The organism is Alkalibacterium thalassium (assembly GCF_900101165.1).
In the GTDB taxonomy this organism is placed as follows: domain Bacteria; phylum Bacillota; class Bacilli; order Lactobacillales; family Carnobacteriaceae_A; genus Alkalibacterium; species Alkalibacterium indicireducens.
Genome location: NZ_FNFK01000001.1, coordinates 104,524 through 125,311, shown reverse-complemented (window position 1 = coordinate 125,311; position 20,788 = coordinate 104,524). Strand labels below are relative to the sequence as shown.

27 protein-coding genes and 1 pseudogene are annotated in these 20,788 nt (G+C 43.9%); 27 read left to right on the top strand and 1 reads right to left on the bottom strand.

Going from position 1 to position 20,788, the window contains the following annotated elements; genetic code table 11:
- Nucleotides 1-90: 90 nt before the first annotated feature.
- From BLR76_RS00610 to BLR76_RS00580, 7 genes and pseudogenes are all read left to right on the top strand, one after another.
- A complete protein-coding gene (locus BLR76_RS00610) occupies nucleotides 91-630 on the top strand; it encodes a glycoside hydrolase family protein (protein ID WP_091264193.1) in 540 nt (179 codons plus the stop codon).
- On the top strand, nucleotides 627-914 hold the full coding sequence (locus tag BLR76_RS00605) for a VRR-NUC domain-containing protein (RefSeq protein WP_091264191.1): 288 nt from the start codon (nucleotides 627-629) through the stop codon (nucleotides 912-914). The genes BLR76_RS00610 and BLR76_RS00605 overlap by 4 nt, the downstream gene beginning before the upstream one ends.
- Nucleotides 911-2,280, top strand: a pseudogene (locus BLR76_RS00600) (SNF2-related protein). Before BLR76_RS00605 ends, BLR76_RS00600 begins: the two are co-directional and overlap by 4 nt.
- 59 nt (nucleotides 2,281-2,339) lie before the next feature.
- Nucleotides 2,340-2,768: a DUF1492 domain-containing protein gene (locus BLR76_RS00595; protein WP_091264189.1), complete on the top strand. Its 429-nt coding sequence runs from the start codon at nucleotides 2,340-2,342 to the stop codon at nucleotides 2,766-2,768.
- Between the two features lie 56 nt (nucleotides 2,769-2,824).
- Nucleotides 2,825-3,016 carry a hypothetical protein gene (locus BLR76_RS00590; protein ID WP_091264186.1) on the top strand — a complete coding sequence of 64 codons (192 nt, stop codon included), beginning with the start codon at nucleotides 2,825-2,827 and terminating at the stop codon, nucleotides 3,014-3,016.
- A 128-nt stretch (nucleotides 3,017-3,144) separates the two neighbouring features.
- A complete protein-coding gene (locus BLR76_RS00585; protein ID WP_091264183.1) occupies nucleotides 3,145-3,504 on the top strand; it encodes an HNH endonuclease in 360 nt (119 codons plus the stop codon).
- Between the two features lie 104 nt (nucleotides 3,505-3,608).
- On the top strand, nucleotides 3,609-4,160 hold the full coding sequence (locus BLR76_RS00580) for a P27 family phage terminase small subunit (protein WP_091264181.1): 552 nt from the start codon (nucleotides 3,609-3,611) through the stop codon (nucleotides 4,158-4,160).
- A 34-nt stretch (nucleotides 4,161-4,194) separates the two neighbouring features.
- Here the strand turns inward: BLR76_RS00580 and BLR76_RS00575 are convergent, their stop codons facing one another.
- Nucleotides 4,195-4,917 carry a hypothetical protein gene (locus BLR76_RS00575; protein WP_091264178.1) on the bottom strand — a complete coding sequence of 241 codons (723 nt, stop codon included), beginning with the start codon at nucleotides 4,915-4,917 and terminating at the stop codon, nucleotides 4,195-4,197.
- A 115-nt stretch (nucleotides 4,918-5,032) separates the two neighbouring features.
- Between BLR76_RS00575 and metK the strand changes: the two genes are divergently transcribed.
- The 20 genes from metK to BLR76_RS00470 all read left to right on the top strand — a co-directional run bounded on the left by metK (nucleotide 5,033) and on the right by BLR76_RS00470 (nucleotide 20,779).
- Nucleotides 5,033-6,199: a methionine adenosyltransferase gene (gene metK / locus BLR76_RS00570; RefSeq protein WP_091264177.1), complete on the top strand. Its 1,167-nt coding sequence runs from the start codon at nucleotides 5,033-5,035 to the stop codon at nucleotides 6,197-6,199.
- The gene (locus tag BLR76_RS00565; RefSeq protein ID WP_091264174.1) at nucleotides 6,189-7,421 is read left to right on the top strand and encodes a site-specific DNA-methyltransferase; all 1,233 of its coding nucleotides are present in this window, start codon (nucleotides 6,189-6,191) and stop codon (nucleotides 7,419-7,421) included. The genes metK and BLR76_RS00565 overlap by 11 nt, the downstream gene beginning before the upstream one ends.
- Before the next feature lie 82 nt (nucleotides 7,422-7,503).
- A complete protein-coding gene (locus tag BLR76_RS00560; RefSeq protein ID WP_091264173.1) occupies nucleotides 7,504-8,187 on the top strand; it encodes a virulence protein in 684 nt (227 codons plus the stop codon).
- Nucleotides 8,171-8,419, top strand: a complete 249-nt coding sequence (locus BLR76_RS00555; protein ID WP_091264170.1) for a DUF4314 domain-containing protein — start codon at nucleotides 8,171-8,173, stop codon at nucleotides 8,417-8,419. Before BLR76_RS00560 ends, BLR76_RS00555 begins: the two co-directional genes overlap by 17 nt.
- Nucleotides 8,416-8,727, top strand: coding sequence for a hypothetical protein (locus BLR76_RS00550; protein ID WP_091264168.1), 312 nt, complete (start codon nucleotides 8,416-8,418; stop codon nucleotides 8,725-8,727). The genes BLR76_RS00555 and BLR76_RS00550 overlap by 4 nt, the downstream gene beginning before the upstream one ends.
- 112 nt (nucleotides 8,728-8,839) lie before the next feature.
- On the top strand, nucleotides 8,840-9,196 hold the full coding sequence (locus tag BLR76_RS00545; protein ID WP_091264166.1) for a DUF7698 family protein: 357 nt from the start codon (nucleotides 8,840-8,842) through the stop codon (nucleotides 9,194-9,196).
- Between the two features lie 14 nt (nucleotides 9,197-9,210).
- Nucleotides 9,211-9,435, top strand: coding sequence for a DUF7678 domain-containing protein (locus tag BLR76_RS00540; protein WP_091264163.1), 225 nt, complete (start codon nucleotides 9,211-9,213; stop codon nucleotides 9,433-9,435).
- A 142-nt stretch (nucleotides 9,436-9,577) separates the two neighbouring features.
- Entirely contained in the window at nucleotides 9,578-11,143 is a 1,566-nt protein-coding gene (locus BLR76_RS00535; protein ID WP_425425686.1) for a terminase large subunit, read from the top strand.
- Between the two features lie 18 nt (nucleotides 11,144-11,161).
- Nucleotides 11,162-12,418, top strand: a complete 1,257-nt coding sequence (locus tag BLR76_RS00530; protein ID WP_091264159.1) for a phage portal protein — start codon at nucleotides 11,162-11,164, stop codon at nucleotides 12,416-12,418.
- The gene (locus tag BLR76_RS00525) at nucleotides 12,415-13,113 is read left to right on the top strand and encodes a head maturation protease, ClpP-related (RefSeq protein ID WP_091264156.1); all 699 of its coding nucleotides are present in this window, start codon (nucleotides 12,415-12,417) and stop codon (nucleotides 13,111-13,113) included. Before BLR76_RS00530 ends, BLR76_RS00525 begins: the two co-directional genes overlap by 4 nt.
- 19 nt (nucleotides 13,114-13,132) lie before the next feature.
- A complete protein-coding gene (locus BLR76_RS00520) occupies nucleotides 13,133-14,341 on the top strand; it encodes a phage major capsid protein (RefSeq protein WP_091264154.1) in 1,209 nt (402 codons plus the stop codon).
- A 12-nt stretch (nucleotides 14,342-14,353) separates the two neighbouring features.
- Nucleotides 14,354-14,566, top strand: a complete 213-nt coding sequence (locus BLR76_RS00515; protein ID WP_091264152.1) for a Head fiber protein — start codon at nucleotides 14,354-14,356, stop codon at nucleotides 14,564-14,566.
- 18 nt (nucleotides 14,567-14,584) lie between these two features.
- A complete protein-coding gene (locus BLR76_RS00510; RefSeq protein ID WP_012065059.1) occupies nucleotides 14,585-14,893 on the top strand; it encodes a head-tail connector protein in 309 nt (102 codons plus the stop codon).
- A 2-nt stretch (nucleotides 14,894-14,895) separates the two neighbouring features.
- Nucleotides 14,896-15,228 (top strand): phage head closure protein, encoded by a 333-nt coding sequence (locus BLR76_RS00505; protein ID WP_091264150.1) that lies wholly within the window; start codon nucleotides 14,896-14,898, stop codon nucleotides 15,226-15,228.
- Nucleotides 15,221-15,652, top strand: a complete 432-nt coding sequence (locus tag BLR76_RS00500) for an HK97-gp10 family putative phage morphogenesis protein (protein WP_091264147.1) — start codon at nucleotides 15,221-15,223, stop codon at nucleotides 15,650-15,652. The genes BLR76_RS00505 and BLR76_RS00500 overlap by 8 nt, the downstream gene beginning before the upstream one ends.
- Entirely contained in the window at nucleotides 15,649-15,993 is a 345-nt protein-coding gene (locus tag BLR76_RS00495) for a hypothetical protein (RefSeq protein WP_091264146.1), read from the top strand. The genes BLR76_RS00500 and BLR76_RS00495 overlap by 4 nt, the downstream gene beginning before the upstream one ends.
- Nucleotides 15,994-16,875 (top strand): major tail protein, encoded by an 882-nt coding sequence (locus BLR76_RS00490; protein WP_091264144.1) that lies wholly within the window; start codon nucleotides 15,994-15,996, stop codon nucleotides 16,873-16,875.
- Between the two features lie 14 nt (nucleotides 16,876-16,889).
- On the top strand, nucleotides 16,890-17,300 hold the full coding sequence (locus BLR76_RS00485; protein WP_091264142.1) for a hypothetical protein: 411 nt from the start codon (nucleotides 16,890-16,892) through the stop codon (nucleotides 17,298-17,300).
- 245 nt (nucleotides 17,301-17,545) lie between these two features.
- A complete protein-coding gene (locus BLR76_RS00475; protein ID WP_091264138.1) occupies nucleotides 17,546-19,720 on the top strand; it encodes a phage tail protein in 2,175 nt (724 codons plus the stop codon).
- An 18-nt stretch (nucleotides 19,721-19,738) separates the two neighbouring features.
- Nucleotides 19,739-20,779: a phage tail family protein gene (locus tag BLR76_RS00470; protein ID WP_091264134.1), complete on the top strand. Its 1,041-nt coding sequence runs from the start codon at nucleotides 19,739-19,741 to the stop codon at nucleotides 20,777-20,779.
- Nucleotides 20,780-20,788 lie beyond the last annotated feature (9 nt).

Below are 20,788 nucleotides of genomic sequence, written 5' to 3'. Positions count from 1 at the left end.
AATAATACCAGTAAGACTCGAAATACGCACATTTGCGCGCGTAAGGGATTTCTGGGTTATAGGAACAGCTTAACTAAGGAGGTCAATGAAATGAAAAATAACGAAGTCAACTCTGCATATATTGCCCGGTGTCAAAGGCAACTGAAAAAATGGAACGCACCACTGGATGGTTGGTACTGTGATGATGTGGTTGATATTGAAGAAGAAAACTCTAGTGATGGCCTTTATACCTGTGAACTTTGTGGTTGCACTAGGGTCAGGTTCATTCATGTGATGCATCATGATGATTACTTTGAAGACATAAAGGTTGGCTGCATATGTGCCGGCATCATGGAAGGCGACGTCCTTGCTTCTAAAGAACGTGAGCGTCTCATGAAAAATCGAGCAAAACGAAGAAGTAACTTCCCAAACCGTAAATGGAAAGAAAACCGCTATGGTGGGTTTAGTCTTAAATACCAAGACAACTGGGTCAACATTCAGCAAAGCAGATTCAACCAGAACCACTATGGCGTCAGCTGCAATGGGAAATTCATCTGGAAACATAAAGGACGTCCCATCACTAGCTTTCTAGCTGCTACCTACGCCGCTTTTGACCTTGTGGATCCAGTAGAAAGGATATATGAGCTATGAATGAAAAATTCATTGAGCAAAAGTTAGTACTCACCGTAAAAAGCATGGGCGGCATTGCACCAAAGTTTGTCAGCCCTGGTTTTGATGGCATGCCGGATAGGTTAATCCTTCTCCCCGGAGGTAGAATTGCTTTTGTTGAAGTCAAAGCACCTGGAAAGAAACCTAGGCCCTTACAACTGGCAAGACATAAGCTCCTTCGCGATCTTGGCTTCAAGGTTTATGTTCTGGATAGCGTAGCAGGAATAAAGACAATAGTATCCGACATGGGAGGTGATGCCAAATGAAGTTCATACCACATGATTATCAGCAATACGCAAGTGCCTACATCGAAAACAATCCTATTGCTGCCATATTTCTTGATATGGGCTTGGGTTAGGAAAAACTGTGCTGACCCTTACCTCTATAAGCAATTTACTCTTTGACAGCTTTAAGGTTCATAAGGTTTTGGTGGTTGCCCCTCTTCGTGTGGCACGAGATACGTGGCCCCAAGAACTTGAGAAATGGTCACACCTAGACCATCTTATCTGGTCAGTAGCTATTGGTACTGAATCAGAAAGAAAAGCTGCACTTATGAAGAAAGCTGATATCTACATCATCAACAGAGAAAATGTCCGGTGGCTTGTGGAAGACAGCGGCATCCCTTTCAACTATGACATGGTGATCATCGACGAGCTTTCATCCTTTAAGAATCACAAATCTAAAAGATTTAAAGCCCTGATGAAAGTTCGTCCCCACATCAAAAGAGTGGTGGGTTTAACTGGTACTCCTACAGGAAACGGACTCATGGATCTATGGGCTGAGTTTAGGCTTCTGGATATGGGTAAACGCCTGGGTAGATTCATTGGCAAGTATCGAGACGACTACTTTATTCCAGATAAGCGTAATGGCCAGATTATCTTTAGTTACAAGCCTCTACCCTTTGCAGAAGATGCCATCTACCGACAGATTTCCGACATTACCATATCCATGAAATCCACTGACCATTTGAAGATGCCAGAACTCATCAGTTCAGAGTATCCAGTAAAGCTATCAGAACCAGAGCGTAAACGCTATGAGGAATTAAAGCGCGACCTGGTCCTTCAGCTTCCTGGTGGAGATATCACCGCAGCCAATGCTGCTTCTCTTTCTGGTAAACTGTCTCAAATGGCCAATGGAGCTGTCTACTCCGATACTCAAGAGATAATCAGAATCCATGACAGAAAGCTGGATGCACTAGAAGATCTAATTGAAGCCGCTAATGGAAAGCCCGTCCTGGTTGCCTATTGGTTTAGGCATGACCTTGAGCGCATCACAGAAAGGCTGAGGCACAATAAAATAAAGTTCTCTCGCCTTGATTCTTCTGAAAGCATTAGGAGCTGGAACAGTGGTGAATTACCTGTAGCTTTAATACACCCCGCTTCTGCAGGACATGGCCTGAACCTTCAACAAGGCGGCTCCACTCTCATTTGGTTTGGTCTGACCTGGAGCTTGGAACTCTACCAGCAAACCAATGCCCGTCTATGGAGACAAGGACAAACAGAAAATACCGTTGTTGTTCAACACATCATTACCAAGGACACCATCGATGCACGTATTCTTAAAGCACTAAGAGAAAAGAACAGCACCCAAGCTGCACTAATCAATGCCGTAAAGGCAGATCTGAAAATCTAAGACAACCTATGACAATCCTCGCCAATCCGAGTGAAATCTAAAATATTCGGAGGGCTGACATGAATAAACAAAACGCAAGAGAATACTTCTCAAAAGCTTATCGCATTGACCATCGGATCCGTAGCAAGTTTGAGCAATTGGAATCTTTAAATGCACTGGCAACAAGAGCCACATCGACTTTGAGCTCAATGCCAAGAAATCCGAACCGCTCAACATCCACAATGGCTGATGTGATTGCAAGAATCATCGACCTGCAGGAAGAAATCAATCAGGACATCATTAGTCTTGTAGATACTAAACGTGAAATTATGACCATCATCAAGTCCATAGAAAACTCTGAGTACCAGACGCTTCTTGAGAAGCGCTACCTTTGTTTTCTAACCTGGGAAAAGATCGCAGTGGATATGTGTTACACCATCCACCATCTCTACAAAATGCATAACGCTGCCTTGGAAGTTTGCAGTAAGATTTTAAATCAGGATACCTAAAACCATAGAATGATACCCACCGCATGTGATTATATGTAAAATGGAGGTTTATAAAAATGAGCTACCGTGAAGCTAAAGAAGACAACATCAGAATCTCAAAGGCTGGAAGGATGACCTACTACTTCCCCCACTGCCGCTTCTGTGGTGATGAAGTAAGATCCTTAAACTATCTCAGGGACAGACACTATGTCTGTAAAGAATGTAAGCCCCACAAAGAAATCCTATTAAAAACTGGTATCTTTGATTAGTTGGATACTAAATAACATAGAATGATACCTACGATGTGTGCTTATATATAAAGTGAGTCACAATGCAAACGAGCCTTCTTGGGAACACCCCACGAGGGCTTTTCTTATGCCCAAAAGGAGGTGAACTCATGCCATATAAACCTAAGCGTCCTTGTGCTTACCCAGGCTGCGGTCGGCTTGCTGACAGCGAGCAATACTGCGCTGAGCATAAGAAGGTGGTAACAAAACGATACAACCAGTACCAACGCGACCCTGCTTCCAACAAGCGCTATGGTAGGTCCTGGAAACGCATCAGGGACCGCTACATCAAAGCCCATCCTCTTTGTGAGGAGTGTGATAAGAACGGACGAATTAAAGCTGCTGAAGAAGTCCACCACATCCTCCCTCTCTCCAAAGGCGGCGGCAATGAAACAAGTAACCTGATGGCCCTTTGTAAGTCATGTCACTCAAAGATCACTGCTGAGAGTGGTGACCGCTGGGGGAGGTAAAATCCCTAGGACTTTTTAATTCGGACAGCGGGCTGGGGTGTCGTGTTAAAAAACGCAGATTCAAACGGGGGTATAGCCCCCACTTTGTAAAGGAGGTGTGATCATTGGCAAAAGACGGTACGAACAGAGGTGGCGCTCGTGTTGGTGCAGGGGCAAAAAAGAAACCTCTGGCTGACAAAATAGCCGAAGGAAATCTTGGTGGTAGGAAACTGACTGTGATGGAGTTTTCCGATACGGCAGATCTTGAGGGACAAGAAATGCCTGAACCAAATAAGATGCTTGAAGCCATTCAAAAAGATGGTAAAGCACTGGTGGCTGGTGAAATCTACAAAGCCACATGGCAGTGGCTGGATAAGCGTGGCTGCGCTGCTCTGGTTTCTCCACAGCTCCTTGAAAGGTATTCCATGAGTGTTGCCAGGTGGATTCAATGTGAAGAAGCTATTACTGAATATGGTTTTCTTGCTAAGCACCCCACCACAGGAAATGCCATTCAAAGTCCTTATGTATCCATGGGACAAAACTACATGAACCAGACCAATCGTCTATGGTTTGAGATATTCCAGATTGTAAAAGAAAACTGTACTGGTGATTACAAAGGAGCAAATCCTCAGGATGATGTGATGGAAAGACTTCTTTCTGCTCGTAGGGGCAAATAAAAAAAGGCAACCGAATTACCAGTTGCCTAAACTACTACTTTAAACTCACATATCCAAAGTGATATTGACTGTTGTTGATCACTTGTTGAAGATCAGCATCTGTGGAAGTGACTTTAAATAATCTTGCTGTGAGTGTATTTTCTTCTTGAATGTTTTTTAGCTTAATCCATATTCTTGCTGTTTCGCCGTGCCATAGACTTGGATAATCGTTTGAATCCAAAGCGGAGGGCTGTTTAAATGAAACAATTTCTAAAACATCCGCCTTATAAGCTATGTCGTTTTCACCGCCAGCTTTTTCACCAATACAGAATAGTAGTGAAATCTTTTTACCTAATTGAATGGCTTTATTGTATTCATCAACTCTCTTTTGAGACATTCCGTAATAAAGAGCTTGCGTTGAAAACCAGGTATATCCTCTGATAGCTTCATCAGAGATATAGGCCTGCATTGTTTCATGTCCATTATATTCGTTGCCCTGATTGTCATAAGAAAAACCAAGCTTCATAAACAAGAACAATTCCTCGGAAGTAATAGGTGACTCATTATCACGGTCAGAAAGCATTTGCTTAACACCTTCAACATTAAGGTATTTTCGCTTAAGTTCAAAATAAAGATCTTCGTCTTTAGCAAGCATATACATTTCAAGCATATCATTCAAAGCGACGGTCTTTGGTGTTTCTTTGATAGCTACAAATTCATCGAACATTTGTTGAACTGTTTCATGAGCATTGATTGTCATGTAATTTTTTCGTGGCATATAAACCCTCCTTAATTGTACTACCATTCCGATTGACTGGTTATTTATATTGTACTACCTTTCCGGTCGAGCGTCAATAAGAACTACAAAATAAAAACAGATGGGAGATAATGATATGAGTAAAAACTACAGAACCGCAGAAAGTGTCTGCAAAGGACATCCAGATAAGCTTTCTGATTTAATCGCTGATAGCATTTTGGATGCTTGCCTTCGCAGAGACAAAGCTTCACGTGTTGCCTGTGAGGTCATGGCTACTAAAGGGAAAATCATCGTAGCGGGCGAGATCACCTGCAGCGAAAAAATTAACATCCGCCTTATCGTGAAAAATGCACTTCGTGAAGTGGGATACAGTCCTTGGAGATTTACAGTATTTGTGTTTGTACATCATCAAAGTGTAGATATTGCTGCTGGTGTGGATACAGCACTTGAAGCAAGAAATGGAATTATTGATCCGTACGGTTCCATCGGTGCTGGTGATCAAGGCACTGTATATGGATATGCTACCAACGAAACTCGTGAACTGTTACCTCTACCTTTACTTTTATCTCATAGAATCGTAAAGCGTATTGATGAATGTCGTAAAGGAAAAATCATCAAGGGTATCCTTCCTGATGGAAAAGCACAAGTCACTGTTGAGTACGATGGGGATAAACCTATCCGTATTAAGACTGTAGTAGTTTCTGTGCAGCACCATAAGGACAAAACTCAAAAGAGATTAGAATCAGATATCTTAAACAACGTTCTCTGGCAGTGCTTCGAAGATTTCCCCTTAGATGATGAAACCGAAATTCTCATCAATCCTTCAGGCAGATTTGTTGAAGGTGGTCCTGCTGCTGATACGGGACTTACTGGAAGAAAGATCATGGTGGACACTTATGGTGGTCTAGCTTCTCACGGTGGTGGAGCTCTTTGCGGAAAGGACCCAACTAAGGTTGATAGAAGCGGCGCTTATATGGCCAGGTACATTGCTAAGAATATTGTTTGGAGCGGGCTTGCTGATAAATGCGAGGTCGCTATTTCTTATGCCATCGGAAAAGCAAATCCAGTAGCGGTTAATGTGACATCCTTTGGCACAGGGAAAATCAGTGATGAGGATTTAAGTGAACTGGTAAAAGAGATTTTTAACTTACGTCCAGCTGCTATCATTGAAAAGCTACGCCTTCGAAATGCAATCTACTCCGATACAGCAACCTACGGACATTTCAACTCCTCTCTCTTCCCGTGGGAGAACGTGGATTTCAATCTAAACTTAAGAAAGGTGGCGGAAAGATATGAAGATTGAAAAACTGAAAACGAAGCTCTTACTTCCCGCTGACTATAATCCGCGTAAGGATTTAAAACCTGGGGATGCGGAATACGATAAACTCAAACGTTCCATTGAGCAGTTTGGATATGTAGAACCAGTCATCTGGAACAAGACCACTGGCAGAGTTGTAGGCGGCCACCAGAGATTAAAAGTGCTCCTGGATTTAGGAATGACCGAAGTTGAGTGTGTGGTCATCGAGATGGATGAAGATAAAGAAAAGGCGCTCAACATTGCCCTCAATAAAATCAGCGGCGACTGGGATAAAGATAAGCTAGCTCTTCTTATTGCTGACCTGCAGGGTGCTGACTTTGATGTCTCCCTTACTGGTTTTGATCCTTCTGAGCTGGATGACCTGTTTAAAGATTCCCTGAAGGAAGGAATTCACGATGATGAATTTGATGTGGATGCAGAGCTGGAAAAACCCGCCATGACAAAACTTGGTGACGTCTGGAAGCTTGGTCCTCATAGGCTGGTTTGCGGTGATTCCACCAAAGCTGAAACCTTCACGCTTCTCATGGATGGAAAGCTGGCAAACCTAGTGGTGACAGATCCCCCTTACAATGTAAACTATGAAGGGTCTGCCGGTAAAATCAAAAACGACAACATGGGAGATTCTGCTTTCTATGAATTCCTACTGGCTGCCTTTACTAATACGGAAGCTGTCATGACCGAGGACTCCTCTATCTATGTTTTCCATGCAGATACGGAAGGACTGAACTTTAGAAGAGCCTTTTCTGAAGCCGGCTTCTACCTCTCCGGTACCTGTATCTGGAAAAAGCAATCCCTGGTCCTTGGTCGGTCTCCATACCAGTGGCAGCATGAACCTGTGCTCTTTGGATGGAAGAAAAAAGGCAAGCACAATTGGTACGCGGATCGAAAGCAAACAACCATCTGGGAATTTGAAAAGCCGAAGAAGAATGGCTCTCATCCAACAATGAAGCCGGTGGCTCTTGTGGCCCATCCTATTCTCAATTCAAGTCTTAGCAATTGCATCGTCCTCGATCCCTTTGGCGGTTCTGGTAGCACCCTCATTGCCTGCGATCAGACCCAGCGAATCTGCCACACCATTGAGCTTGATGAGAAGTTTTGTGACGTTATTGTTGAACGCTACATTTCCGGAATACAGACTTCAGATGATGTCTATCTCCTGCGTGATGGCAAAGAATACCGTTACAGTGACCTCCCTGAAAATAATTAACACAACTATCGAAAGATAGACTTGCTATTTACATCACTTAGAGTGATATATGTAGTAAGCAAAAAACAAGGAGGTCAATACCATGAAAATCAATTACAACGTAACCGGTAACGAACGTAAAAAGCTGGTAAAGCTCATCAGTGAAATCACAGAGGTTCCTTCAAAATACCTGGGTGTCCCATCCTGCGCTTACCAGGTCGGACCCTACCACGTCGGAAAAGACGGAGAATTAACCTTTGACACCGAAGTAGCTCAGGACGATATCAAGACGCTGATAAAAAAGCTACAAGTGGCAGGGTTTGAACCTGAGGTGGATGAACCAGCTCCTGCTGAAGTAGAGACCGAGGAAACTGGACTCATCATCCAGATACCAAAAGACTCCCTCTCCGATGAAGACCTGGAGAAGCTAGCCAAACTGCTAGAAGCAAAAGGCAACCTCATTAAGAAAGCTTTGAATGTAGATGCCCTTCCCATTAAAGCCGATGAGGAACGCATAAGCTTCCCTTGGTTTTCAAAACTGCCAAATCCAGATGAGATAAAAGCCTACTCCCAGTTCATTACAAAGCTGTGTGAGATGGCGAAAACCCAAAAGAGAATTACTGTAAAAGAGAAAGAAGTCGACAATGAAAAATACGCATTCCGCTGCTTCCTTCTCCGCCTTGGATTTATCGGAGAGGAATTCAAAGCCCATAGAAAGATTCTCCTTCAAAACCTTTCAGGAAGCAGTGCCTTCAAAGGAGGTGCTCCAAATGAAACCGATCAGTAAAGAAAGACTGGCCCACCTACGCAAGCAGTACCCCACTGGCGCCAGGGTTCAGCTCCTTTGGATGGATGATGTGCAAGCACCACCAGCGGGCACAAAAGGCACCGTGTGGGGCGTGGATGACACAGGCTCTATCATGGTCCAGTGGGACAACGGCAGCAGCTTGAATGTGGTTTACGGCATTGATTCCTGTAAGGTAATCGATGAAAATTCTAGGAAGGAGTCACAGCAATGAAGGCTTTATTTGGTCGAAAGTTCTACAACTTTAAGGAACTAAAAGAAGCAACTGAAGAAGCAAAGGAAGATGGCGTCATTGGCTCCGAATACACTGTGATTCGAGAAGTTGAACTCAGTGATTCAGAGTTCAAGAAGTTCACCAGTGATTTTCTAGAGGATCAGCCCTGGATCAAGAAGTCAGATGGTGGGACCAACGAAAAAGGTGAGCTTCGATGCATTAGGGTCATTAACAAAGACACCGGTGAAAAGATACTCACCAATCCTGAGGGCTACTCCTACTGCCGTTACTGTGCGATTGAAGATTAATTTGGGAGACTTAAAACCTGCTCTATTACTACAGAAATGACTTGCTATTATTCTCGTTTAGAGTGATATATGTAATACCAAAACAAAACCACACTAAATGGAGGATGAGAACATGAAAGAAATCAAAGCATTTGAAGAAGCTAAAGCAACCGGCGTAAACTTTAAGGAGTCTGGAATCAACAGCACAATGTACTGGGCCTACGAAAGAAGCAAGGAAGCAGGAAACGACACCATCGACTTTTCTGAGGTCATTTGGGATTGCGACATTGAACACATTGTTAAAGCCTGTAGAGCCTACGGAATAGACCACATCACCATTTCAAGCACCTTCTCAGGGCTGATCGCAACCCTATCCGAATTTGAAAAGCACGGCTGCAGGATGGACGGACTTACCAAGGTTAAGACAAGCTACACCGACTGGCAGACCGGCGAAAAGCAAATTCTACCAGCAATCTTGGTTAGGATTTAAGGAGGGCTTAGACCATGTGGAGAAAAGGTAAAATCGAAGTCGAGAACAGAACCATACATTACTGGATCAAATGCTTTGACTTAGGCTCCCCTTACGGCATTGATGAGGGTAGAATATCAAAACTGATGCTAAAGCGAGATGGCCAGATCATTGCAAACTTTGATAGAGGCTGGGACATCGAACCCATCGACGCCAATGCGCAAGCTGCACTTGAAATATTCATGAAGGAATACAATTAACAACAAGACAAAAACGCATGACGGAACAGGGCTGCATAGCTCTTTTCCTCGTTACAGAAGACCTTATGGTCTATTTTTTATGTCTTTTTAAAGGAGGTGTCCGCATATCCGAAAACTTAAGAAGTATAAACCAACCTCTTACATGGCGAAGGATTCCTATTACAGCAAGGAGATGGCGGACTATGCAGTAGGTTTTATTGAATGCCTCTCCCACACCAAAGGAACCTGGGCTGGGAAACCCTTTGAACTGATAGATTGGCAAGAGCAAATCATCCGGGATTTATTTGGAACCATAAAAGCAAATGGCTATCGCCAGTTTAATACAGCTTATGTAGAGATACCAAAGAAGATGGGAAAAAGTGAGCTTGCAGCGGCTGTTGCCCTGCTCTTAACCTGCGGAGATAACGAAGAACGTGCTGAGGTTTATGGCTGCGCTGCAGATCGTAACCAAGCCTCCATCGTTTTTAACGTGGCTGCTGATATGGTGCGAATGTGCCCTGCCTTATCCAAGCGGGTAAAGATTCTGGACTCACAAAAAAGACTTATCTACCAACCCACCGGAAGCATTTATCAAGTGCTTTCAGCGGATGTAGGAAACAAGCACGGCTTCAACACCCATGGCGTTGTCTTCGATGAGCTCCACACTCAACCAAACCGAAAGCTCTATGATGTTATGACCAAAGGTAGTGGTGATGCCAGGATGCAGCCCTTGTACTTTTTAATCACCACTGCTGGAGATAATCAAAACAGTATCTGCTGGGAGGTTCATCAAAAAGCACTGGATATCATGGCAGGAAGAAAGAACGATCCTACCTTCTACCCCGTCATTTATGGCGCAGATCTTGAAGATGACTGGTCTGATCCAAAGGTCTGGAAGAAAGCAAATCCATCCCTCGGCATCACTGTCAGCATGGATAAAGTAAAAATGGCTTATGAGTCAGCAAGACAAAACCCTGCTGAAGAAAACAGCTTCAGGCAACTACGACTCAATCAATGGGTTAAGCAGGCTATTCGCTGGATGCCCATGGACAAATGGGATGCCTGTGCTTTCCCCGTTAATCCAGAAAGCCTCAAAGGTCGCGTCTGCTATGGTGGTTTGGATCTTTCTTCTTCCACTGACATAACAGCCTTCGTACTTGTCTTCCCACCACAGGATGAAGACGACAAATATGTGATACTCCCTTACTTCTGGATACCGGAAGACAGCATAGACCTTAGGGTTAGACGGGATCATGTGAATTATGATGTTTGGGAAAAACAAGGCTTCCTTCTAACTACCGAAGGCAATGTTGTTCACTATGGATTCATTGAGACATTCATTGAGGAGCTTGGGATGAAATATAACATCCGTGAGATTGCCTTTGACCGCTGGGGAGCAGTTCAGATGACACAGAACCTAGAAAATTTAGGGTTCACCGTTGTCCCTTTTGGTCAGGGATTTAAAGACATGTCTCCGCCTACAAAAGAATTAATGAAGCTGACTTTGGAAGAAAAAATCGCTCACGGTGGTCATCCTGTTCTCCGCTGGATGATGGATAACATTTTTATTAGAACTGATCCTGCTGGGAATATCAAAGCAGACAAAGAGAAATCCACAGAAAAGATTGACGGTGCTGTTGCCACGATCATGGCTCTTGACCGAGCGATTCGCTGTGGCGGAGAAACTGGTAATTCTGTTTATGATGACAGAGGACTATTCGTATTTTAGGAAAGGAGGTTGATGTCCATGGGAATACTGCAAGGAATATTCAAGGCACGTGATAAGCCTAAAGATGCTCTTGGTGGCAGCCGATACAGCTTCTTTTTTGGAAGTACTAGTGCTGGAAAACCGGTCAATGAGCAAACCGCCATGCAGATGACCGCAGTGTACAGCTGCGTGAGAATCTTATCTGAGACGCTGGCGGGTATACCACTTCATGTCTACAAATACAACGATTCAGGTGGCAAGGAGAAAAACTTAAAACACCCGCTATATAAACTGCTTCATGATGAACCAAACCCTGAGATGACTTCTTTTGCGTTTAGAGAGACGCTAATGAGTCATCTTTTATTATGGGGAAATGCCTATGCTCAGATAATTAGAAATGCACGTGGTGAAGTGATTTCTCTCTACCCACTCATGCCAAACAAAATGACGGTCGATCGCGATTCAAGTGGTCGGCTTTTCTATTTGTACCAGCGTGGCAATGAGGATGTCCCTACTCTTGGCAAAGAGCATCAAGTGTATCTTTCACCATCAGACGTCCTTCATATCCCAGGACTTGGCTTTGACGGACTGGTAGGTTATTCACCCATTGCCATGGCAAAAAATGCTGTGGGCCTAGCCATAGCTACTGAAGAATATGGAGCTAAGTTTTTTGCTAATGGTGCTTCACCGGGTGGTGTCCTGGAACATCCTGGTACTATCAAGGACCCTGCAAGGATAAAAGAATCCTGGAATGCAGCTTATCAAGGAAGTGGTAATGCCCACCGGGTAGCTGTCCTTGAGGAAGGTATGAAGTATCAGCCTATAGGTATATCTCCTGAGCAGGCACAGTTCCTTGAAACCAGAAAGTTTCAGATCAATGAGATCGCTCGTATCTTTAGAGTGCCCCCTCATATGCTTGCTGATTTAGAGAAGTCATCCTTTAGTAACATCGAACAGCAATCACTTGAGTTCGTAAAATACACTCTCGACCCTTGGGTGGTCCGCTGGGAACAGTCCATGTGTAGGGCACTGCTTATGGAAAGCGAGAAACCTAATGTGTTTATCAAGTTTAATGTGGATGGCCTTCTGCGTGGTGACTATGTAAGTCGTATGAGTGGCTATGCTACTGCCCGGCAGAATGGCTGGATGAGCGCCAATGATATCAGAGAGCTAGAAAATCTGGATAGAATTCCAGAATCCTTTGGTGGCGACCTCTACCTCATCAACGGCGCAATGACAAAATTACAGGACGCAGGCGCGTTCGCAAATATCAAAGAAACGGAGGAACCGAAATGAAGAAGTTTTGGAACTGGGCGCGTGATGAAAACACTGGCGTCCGAACACTATATCTAGACGGCGTTATTGCCGAAGACTCATGGTTTGACGATGATGTCACCCCTAAGGCATTTAAAGCAGAGCTTACTGCCGGTGAGGGTGACATAGTTATTTGGCTCAATTCTCCAGGAGGTGATTGCATTGCTGCTAGTCAGATTTACGCCATGCTGATGGATTACAAGGGTACTGTTACCGTAAAGATTGACGGTATTGCAGCCTCAGCCGCCTCAGTCATCGCCATGGCGGGGACAACGGTGCTTATGGCACCAACTGCCCTCATGATGGTCCATAACCCCCTTACGGTGGCCATTGGAGACAGCGAGGAAATGAAAAAAGCCATCGCCATGCTTTCTGAAGTTAAAGAGAGCATCATCAATGCCTACGAAATCAAGACAGGTCGATCAAGGACAAAGCTCTCCCATCTTATGGATGCAGAAACCTGGCTCAATGCAAAGAAGGCCATCGAGCTTGGCTTTGCTGATGGCATCTTGGAGGATGAAAAGAAACGAAATCAGACTGAGGACTTTACCTATGCCTTCAGCCGCAGAGCTGTAACCAACTCTCTGCTGGATAAGGTAAAACCCAAACTAGCAAAAGAGAATACTGGCACCCCTATTGAGTCGCTAGAAAAGCGGCTTTCTTTGATTCAACACTAAATTTTAGGAGGAAAACACTATGAATAAAATTCTTGAACTGCGTGAAAAAAGAGCAAAGTCCTGGGAAGCTGCTAAAGCCTTCCTGGATACCAAAAGAGGTACAGATGGAATTGTATCTGCTGAAGACACTGCAACCTATGAAAAGATGGAAGCGGATGTGGTTGCCCTTGGTAAGGAAATCGACCGCCTTGAAAAGCAAGAAGCGCTAGACCGTGAGCTTTCAAAGCCACTTAACACACCACTTACCGGAAAACCTATCTTCCAGGGTATGGAATCCAAAGGCGGAAGAGCCTCTGCAGAATACCAGAAAGCTTTCTGGAATGCCATGAGAACCCGTGCTGGTGAAGGCCTCGATCCTATGATTAAGAACGCACTGCAGATTGGTACTGACACTGAAGGAGGGTACCTTGTACCAGATGAGTTTGAGCGTACCCTCATTGAGTCCCTTAATGAAGAGAATATCTTCAGAAAGCTGGCCAATGTCATCTCCACTGCTTCTGGCGATCGTAAGATTCCAGTGGTGGCTTCCAAAGGTACCGCTTCTTGGATTGATGAGGAAGGTGCAATTCCTGAAAGCGATGATAGCTTTGGACAGGTTTCCATAGGCGCTTATAAGCTTGGTACCATGATCAAGGTATCTGAAGAGCTTCTTAATGACAGCGTCTTTAATCTTGAGAACTATATCGCCAGGGAGTTTGCAAGACGTATTGGTAACAAGGAAGAAGATGCCTTCTTTACTGGAGATGGCTCTGGTAAGCCTACGGGTATTCTTGCTGCCACTGGTGGAGCACAGATCGGTGTAACTGCTGCAAGTGCTACAGCTATTACCATTGATGAGATTTTGGACCTCTTCTACTCTCTTAAATCGCCTTACAGAAACAAATCCGTATTCGTTATGAACGATGCCACCATTAAGGCAATTAGGAAGCTGAAAGATGGTCAGGGTCAGTATATCTGGCAGCCTTCACTTCAGGCAGGAACACCAGATACCATTCTGAATAGACCTGTTTACACTTCGTCCTACGTTCCTACCATCGCTGCATCTGCAAAGTCCATCATCTTCGGTGACTTTGGCTACTACTGGGTTGCGGATCGTCAAGGCAGAGTATTCAAGAGACTTAATGAGCTCTATGCAGCCACTGGCCAGGTAGGTTTTGTTGCCACTCAGCGTGTGGATGGAAAACTGATTCTGCCTGAAGCCATTAAAGTGCTTCAGCAGAAAGCGTAATGGAGGTGCACTATGAGCTATAACACAAAGAACTATACCGAACAGGGCGGTGAAAAAACCGTTATTGGTGGAACGCTTGAAATCAAGGATGGGGCGGTCGTTACTGGCCTCCCTGTTCTTGACAATCAAGCCGCAAGTACTGCTGCCACGGTTGAAGATTTGGTAACGGATTTTAATACCCTTCTCACCAAACTTAAGGCTGCAGGGCTTATGATTTCAGACTAATGAAAGGATGGTGGCGGTATGACACTGCTGGAAAAAGTAAAAGCAAATCTTATTCTTGATCACTCGGCTGATGATGAACTACTTGAAATGTACATCACCGCCGCCACGAGGTATGCAGAAAGTTATCAGCATCTTCCAGAGAACCACTACGTGGAAGCAGTTATGCCAGCCACCACACAGCAAGCCATCATCATGCTGTCGTCCCACTTTTATGAATCCAGGGACGGCAGCACCGGTGGTTTTTTCTCAGATAATGTTCAGGCTGGACAGCAGGTATGGAATACAGTCAATCTCCTGCTGCGACTTGATCGGGATTGGAAGGTGTAGTCATGAGCTTTGGGAAAATGAATACCTTTATTGACATCATTGAGAGCGTCACCATAAAAGATCCCGAAGGCTTTAAAACTGAAGTTGATAACATTGTAGCTTCTGTCAGAGCCTACCGTGAAGGTCGCCATGGCAATGAAAAATGGGCAAACAGAGCATCCTTTTCAGAAGCCACAGACCTTTTTCGCTTTCGCTGCATCCCTGGTACAACCATAACAACGTCTATGGTGATCATCCATAGTGATAAGAGATTTGAAATAACATCTGTTGAGGATGTGAAAGGCCGCGGGATGTACATTGAAGTGCTGGCCAAGGAGGTGGTTCCAAGTGGCTAAAGCAACCATGAAAATGCCCGATGACTTTCTGATGAAGCTCTCAAAACTTGGTGATAAGACCGATGAAATCATCTCTAATGTTTTAGAAGCTGGTGGTGAGGTTGTTCTGGATAAAGTGAAAACCAACCTTAAAGGCGTTATTGGGAACGAAACCAAAGAAAAAAGCCGTTCAACTGGCGAGCTGGTATCTTCCCTAGGCCTCTCTCCCACTAAGCTAGATCGAAATGGAAACTTCAATGTCAAGGTTGGCTTTAATGAACCTCGTGGTGATGGAGATGCCAATGCTAAGATTGCAAATATCCTTGAGTACGGTAAATCAGGTCAGCCGCCTAAACCCTTCTTGAAGCCCGCAAAGTCAGCATCGCGGAAGGCCTGCATTGAAACTATGAAATCAGAACTGGATAAGGAGATTGAAAAGCTATGAGCTTACTTGCGGATTTAAACCACATACTCGGACCCCTGAACATTCCTGTGGAAACCGGAGTGTTTTCTGATACGCCGCCTGATGAATATCTGGTTATCACTCCCATGTCTGATAGGCTTGATCTCTTTGCAGACAATGAGGCCTATATGATTCTTTCAGAAGCTCGGCTTTCTCTTTTCACGAAGAAGAACTATATGAAGCGCAAAAAGGAACTGACAAAAGCCCTGCAATCTGGCGGGATAACCATAACGGATAGACAGTATGTTGGCTACGAGAATAATACTAAATTTCATCATTACGCCATTGACGTAATGAAAGAATATGAAACGGAGGAAGAATAAATGGCAACGATAGGATTGGACTCTCTATTTTATGCAAAAATCACGGAGGATCAAAATGGCATCGAAACCTATGGCACCCCTAAAGTGCTGGCTAAAGCCATGACTGCAGAACTGAGCATCGAGCTCATTGAAGCCATTCTCTATGCAGATGATGGAGCCAGCGAGGTGGTTAAAGAATTTAAGAGTGGTGCCCTGACACTCGGCATTGATGATATCGGATCATTGGTAGCACAGGATTTGACAGGATGTAAAATCGACAGCAACAATGTGGTGGTTTCAAGAAGTGAAGATGGTGGTAGCCCTGTGGCAGTTGGGTTTCGTGCCAAGAAGGCCAATGGAAAATATCGCTACTTTTGGCTCTACAGGGTTATCTTCTCTGTTCCCGCCACAAGCCTTGCCACCAAAGGCGACTCCATTACTTTTAGCAGTCCCACCATAGAAGGAACCGTCTTTAGAAGAAACAAACTAGACGGAGAAAGCAAACATCCTTGGAAAGCGGAAGTTACTGAAGGAGATAATGGTGTAGCGGCATCAACAATTACAAGCTGGTTCACATCCGTATATGAACCAGACTTTACAGCCGTAACCCCAACCATAACCATCACAACCCAGCCGGCAAGCTTAACTGAAGTAACCGCAGGCAGTATTTCTGGAAGCCTTTCTGTTGTGGCAAATTCCAACACTTCAAATCCAGTGACCTATCAGTGGTATGAAAACACCATTGATAGCACCACTGGCGGTACTGCCATTAATGGGGAGACATCGGCCAGCTTTGATATTCCAACAGATCTCTTGGCCGATACCTATTACTACTACTGTGTCTTAAGCTCTAGTGGTGCACAAAACGTGACGACTACAGTGGCTACTGTTGTTGTTTCTTAATGGGAGGGTTGATCATGGCAGATGAAAAATTAAAAGTTGATGAGGCAGCAGAAGAAAGAAGCACTACCATTGATATTGGCGGTACAGAGTTTAAGATGATTCTCACCACCAAAGCGACAAAGGAAATTGCCAAGCGCTATGGTGCTCTTGAGAATTTAGGCGATAAGCTCATGAAAACCGAGAACTTTGAAATGGCGCTCGAGGAGGTGGTTTGGCTCATCACCCTTCTGGCAAACCAATCCATCCTGATCCACAATATTAGGAACAAGGATGATAGAAAAGAACTTCTCACAGAAGATGAAGTGGAGCTTCTTACCACTCCCTTTGACCTGGCTAATTACAAGAATGCCATTATGGCCAGTATGATGAAAGGCACGAAAAGAAATGTGGAGAGTGAACCATCAAAAAACGAAGTGGTCGGGTAAGTGATCAAGAGTTATTTACCCGACTCATTTATTATGGCACCGTCCACCTAAATAGAAACGAAGATGAAGTCTGGCTTTTACCAATTGGTTATCTGATGGATCTTTGGGAGTGCCACAAGCAGTTTACTGGCATATCAAAACCAAGAGTAGATTATACAATCGATGATGTTATACCAGAGTTTCTATAAAAATTCTACCCAACACTGTAAGAGGTGTTTTTTTTATGCCCTGAAGGAGGTGAAAGTATGTCAGACTTTGGACTGAAGATTGGCCTTGAAGGCGAAAAGGAATTTAAAAATGCACTTCGCGAAATTAATCAGGACTTTAAGATACTAGGTTCAGAAATGAATCTGGTTACCTCACAGTTTGATAAGCAAGACAAATCACTCCAAGCAGTAACCGCTAGAAATGAAGTCTTAAACAAAGAAATCGATGCTCAAAAGGAAAAAGTCACAACCCTTGAAGCTGCTCTGAAGAATGCCGCTGAATCCTTTGGGGAAAATGATAAGCGAACAAAAGCCTGGCAGGTTCAGCTTAATAATGCAAATGCAGATCTGAATAAAATGGAAAAGGAACTGGAGGATTCTACTGTTGATGCGAATAACCTCAGAGAACAGTTAGAAGAATCCGGTAAGTCCGCAGAAGGTGCTGGTGGGAAGTTTGAGAAGTTTGGAGGAGTTCTTAAGGGGATCGGAACTGCAATGGGTTCTGTGGCTCTTGCAGCAGGTGCTGCTACTATAAAACTTGGAACTGAGATTGTCCAGCAGTTTGGTGAGCTTGAACAGAATCTTGGTGGTTCCGAAGCTGTATTTGGAAAGTACGCTTCTTCTATTCAGAAAACTGGTGAGGAAGCCTACAAAAATCTAGGTGTGTCCCAGAGTCAATATTTGGCCACAGCCAATAAGATGGGAGCGCTTTTTCAAGGCTCTGGTGTTGAACAACAAAAGAGTTTAGAACTTACGGAGAAAGCCATGCAACGAGCTGCAGATATGGCCTCCGTTATGGGCATCGATATGCAGGTTGCCCTTGATTCTGTTGCTGGTGCTGCTAAGGGTAACTTCACCATGATGGATAACTTGGGAGTTGCCATGAATGCCACAAATATCGAAGCCTATGCTCTTGCCAAAGGATTAGATTTTACATGGGCATCGGCAACAAATGCAGAAAAAGCTGAAGTGGCCATGCAGATGTTCTTTGAAAATACGGAGCAGTATGCGGGGAACTTTGCCAGAGAATCCACCCAAACCGTCACAGGTTCCATAGGTCTTCTACAAGCTGCACTAGGTTCGTTTACTGCAGGTCTGGGAAATGCAGATGCGGATATGACCAACTTAACCCAAAATCTCGTAGATGCTTTTCAGTCAGTAGTTATTAATATTGTACCAATATTAGAAAATGTGGTTACTGCTCTACCTGCAGCAATGGATGCGATCCTTATGGCCATTGGAGACCTTCTGCCAGTTCTTCTTAGTACAGTAACGGATTTATTCAGCCAGGTTCTGGAAACCTTGCTGAGCCTACTTCCAGAACTGATTCCAGCAGCTGTAGATGCGGTCATGACAATTGTTGGAGCACTCATTGAGAATTTGCCGCTTTTAATAGATGCGGCTATACAGCTAATTACTGCTCTTGTAGAAGGGTTAGGATTGGCTCTGCCTGAACTGATTCCAGCAATGATTGAAGCAGTCATTTTGATTGCTACCACTTTAATCGATAATATGAGCTTAATTCTGGATGCTGCCTTTCAACTAATTAGTGGATTGGCTCAAGGACTTTTAAATGCACTCCCTACTCTAATTGAATCTTTGCCCCAGATCATCAACAGTATTGTTGGATTTATTACCAGCAATCTACCCAGACTCATTGAAATGGGTGTTCAGCTAACCATTCAACTGGGGATGGGCTTAATCAGAGCCATTCCCCAGGTCGTTTCTCAACTTCCTCAAATCATTACAGCCATAGTTTTAGGTCTCGGTAGAGCCCTCCCTTCTATTGTTGAAGTGGGTCGGAATATCGCAAGAGGTTTATGGGATGGTATCTCATCGATGATTGGTTGGCTTGGTGAGCGCGTAAAAAGTATGGTTAATGGCATAGTAGGCGGTGTCAAAAGGGTACTCGGTATCCGGTCGCCATCAAAAGTATTTGCCGGTATTGGCGCTAACATGAGTGAAGGTATTGGTGAAGGATTTACAGAAGCGATGAGTGGTGTAGAAGATGATATGCAAGGAGCCATACCTACTGATTTTGATCTCGATCTTAATTCTCAAGTATCAGGAAATCTTGGAGGTTCTGAAGGAGCTGTTTTTGATGTGACTATTCCTCTTACCATTGACGGTAATATTTTGACAAGAGTTATTGCACAGCTTCAGTGGAACCAAAATACTGTCACAGTTAGAAACCTTGGTGTGGCAGGGAGTTAATAGAAAGGAGGCGATCTCTTGATTGAAATTTACGCAGGAGCAACCCTGATTCAGTCCGTTAACAAAGTCATCAGCTCAAATATAAGAGAAACCTTAGAGGGTGAGTTCACCCTCTCATTTACTGTTATGGCGAAGTCTGCACTGGCTTTAAAAACAAAGCAAATTGCAAAACTAGATAATCAGTATTTTGAACTGGTCCAAATTAGTAAATCAATTCAAGGGAGCCTCCCTACCTGCTCCGTTCTCTGCGAGCATGTTTCCTACCTACTCAATCACGAGATGTACAACATTACTGAGTTTGACTTCACGGGTGATCCTTTTGGAGGATTATCCCAGCTCCTTGCAGGCACTCCCTTTTCAGCTGGGATTGTGGATTTTACAGAAAGCGTCACGATGAAAATCAACCAGAAGGTTTCCAGGCGAGCTGCTCTTATGCAGTTCATTGCTATTTTGGGTGGTGAAATCCAGTACGATGGCTATAGCATTAATATTCGTAGCCATAGAGGCTCCAATGATTATATCCCGGTGATGGGTTCAAAGAATGTTACAAACGTGGCTCTATCCCATGACTCCAGGGAGAATGCATCATCCTACGATATTTCCTTTTTCAAGCTGATGGATTTAGCTGTTGGCGATAATGTTCACATCTTCTTCAATCCATTAGGTATCAATGTAAAAACCAGGATCATCTCTCTTGAGTATAATCCATTTTACCGATTTAACATCCGTGTTGAGGTGGGAAAGTTTCGTCCTAGCGTTTCAAATACTTTCTATAAGATTGAATATAATCTATCAGATGTATCCAATCGGGTAGACTCATTAGAGCAAATTACAGCGAAATACACAGCAGAATTCGGAGACATTATCGGAAGTGGAACTTTTTACTTTAGAACAGCTTACAAAGATAAACCGACATATTTTATAAGTGCGAAAGGCGGTGAGGTACTTATGGAGTTTCTTATGCTAGAAGATAAATATGTTGGGGCCATGATTCAAGCAAGCGGTGAAGAAACATTAACTTCTCTTGTATTTTATTGTACTTTACCAGATGAAGAGTAGAGGTGATTT

Coding starts and splice junctions, on each gene's coding strand:
- BLR76_RS00590 (WP_091264186.1), top strand. CDS start 2,825: ATGAGCTACCGTGAAGCTAAAGAAGACAACATCAGAATCTCAAAGGCT.
- BLR76_RS00555 (WP_091264170.1), top strand. CDS start 8,171: ATGAAACCGATCAGTAAAGAAAGACTGGCCCACCTACGCAAGCAGTAC.
- BLR76_RS00595 (WP_091264189.1), top strand. CDS start 2,340: ATGAATAAACAAAACGCAAGAGAATACTTCTCAAAAGCTTATCGCATT.
- BLR76_RS00610 (WP_091264193.1), top strand. CDS start 91: ATGAAAAATAACGAAGTCAACTCTGCATATATTGCCCGGTGTCAAAGG.
- metK (WP_091264177.1), top strand. CDS start 5,033: ATGAGTAAAAACTACAGAACCGCAGAAAGTGTCTGCAAAGGACATCCA.
- BLR76_RS00495 (WP_091264146.1), top strand. CDS start 15,649: ATGAGCTTACTTGCGGATTTAAACCACATACTCGGACCCCTGAACATT.
- BLR76_RS00565 (WP_091264174.1), top strand. CDS start 6,189: ATGAAGATTGAAAAACTGAAAACGAAGCTCTTACTTCCCGCTGACTAT.
- BLR76_RS00575 (WP_091264178.1), bottom strand. CDS start 4,917: ATGCCACGAAAAAATTACATGACAATCAATGCTCATGAAACAGTTCAA.
- BLR76_RS00605 (WP_091264191.1), top strand. CDS start 627: ATGAATGAAAAATTCATTGAGCAAAAGTTAGTACTCACCGTAAAAAGC.
- BLR76_RS00545 (WP_091264166.1), top strand. CDS start 8,840: ATGAAAGAAATCAAAGCATTTGAAGAAGCTAAAGCAACCGGCGTAAAC.
- BLR76_RS00585 (WP_091264183.1), top strand. CDS start 3,145: ATGCCATATAAACCTAAGCGTCCTTGTGCTTACCCAGGCTGCGGTCGG.
- BLR76_RS00530 (WP_091264159.1), top strand. CDS start 11,162: ATGGGAATACTGCAAGGAATATTCAAGGCACGTGATAAGCCTAAAGAT.
- BLR76_RS00550 (WP_091264168.1), top strand. CDS start 8,416: ATGAAGGCTTTATTTGGTCGAAAGTTCTACAACTTTAAGGAACTAAAA.
- BLR76_RS00520 (WP_091264154.1), top strand. CDS start 13,133: ATGAATAAAATTCTTGAACTGCGTGAAAAAAGAGCAAAGTCCTGGGAA.
- BLR76_RS00490 (WP_091264144.1), top strand. CDS start 15,994: ATGGCAACGATAGGATTGGACTCTCTATTTTATGCAAAAATCACGGAG.
- BLR76_RS00510 (WP_012065059.1), top strand. CDS start 14,585: ATGACACTGCTGGAAAAAGTAAAAGCAAATCTTATTCTTGATCACTCG.
- BLR76_RS00475 (WP_091264138.1), top strand. CDS start 17,546: ATGTCAGACTTTGGACTGAAGATTGGCCTTGAAGGCGAAAAGGAATTT.
- BLR76_RS00560 (WP_091264173.1), top strand. CDS start 7,504: ATGAAAATCAATTACAACGTAACCGGTAACGAACGTAAAAAGCTGGTA.
- BLR76_RS00505 (WP_091264150.1), top strand. CDS start 14,896: ATGAGCTTTGGGAAAATGAATACCTTTATTGACATCATTGAGAGCGTC.
- BLR76_RS00525 (WP_091264156.1), top strand. CDS start 12,415: ATGAAGAAGTTTTGGAACTGGGCGCGTGATGAAAACACTGGCGTCCGA.
- BLR76_RS00515 (WP_091264152.1), top strand. CDS start 14,354: ATGAGCTATAACACAAAGAACTATACCGAACAGGGCGGTGAAAAAACC.
- BLR76_RS00540 (WP_091264163.1), top strand. CDS start 9,211: ATGTGGAGAAAAGGTAAAATCGAAGTCGAGAACAGAACCATACATTAC.
- BLR76_RS00485 (WP_091264142.1), top strand. CDS start 16,890: ATGGCAGATGAAAAATTAAAAGTTGATGAGGCAGCAGAAGAAAGAAGC.
- BLR76_RS00535 (WP_425425686.1), top strand. CDS start 9,578: ATGGCGAAGGATTCCTATTACAGCAAGGAGATGGCGGACTATGCAGTA.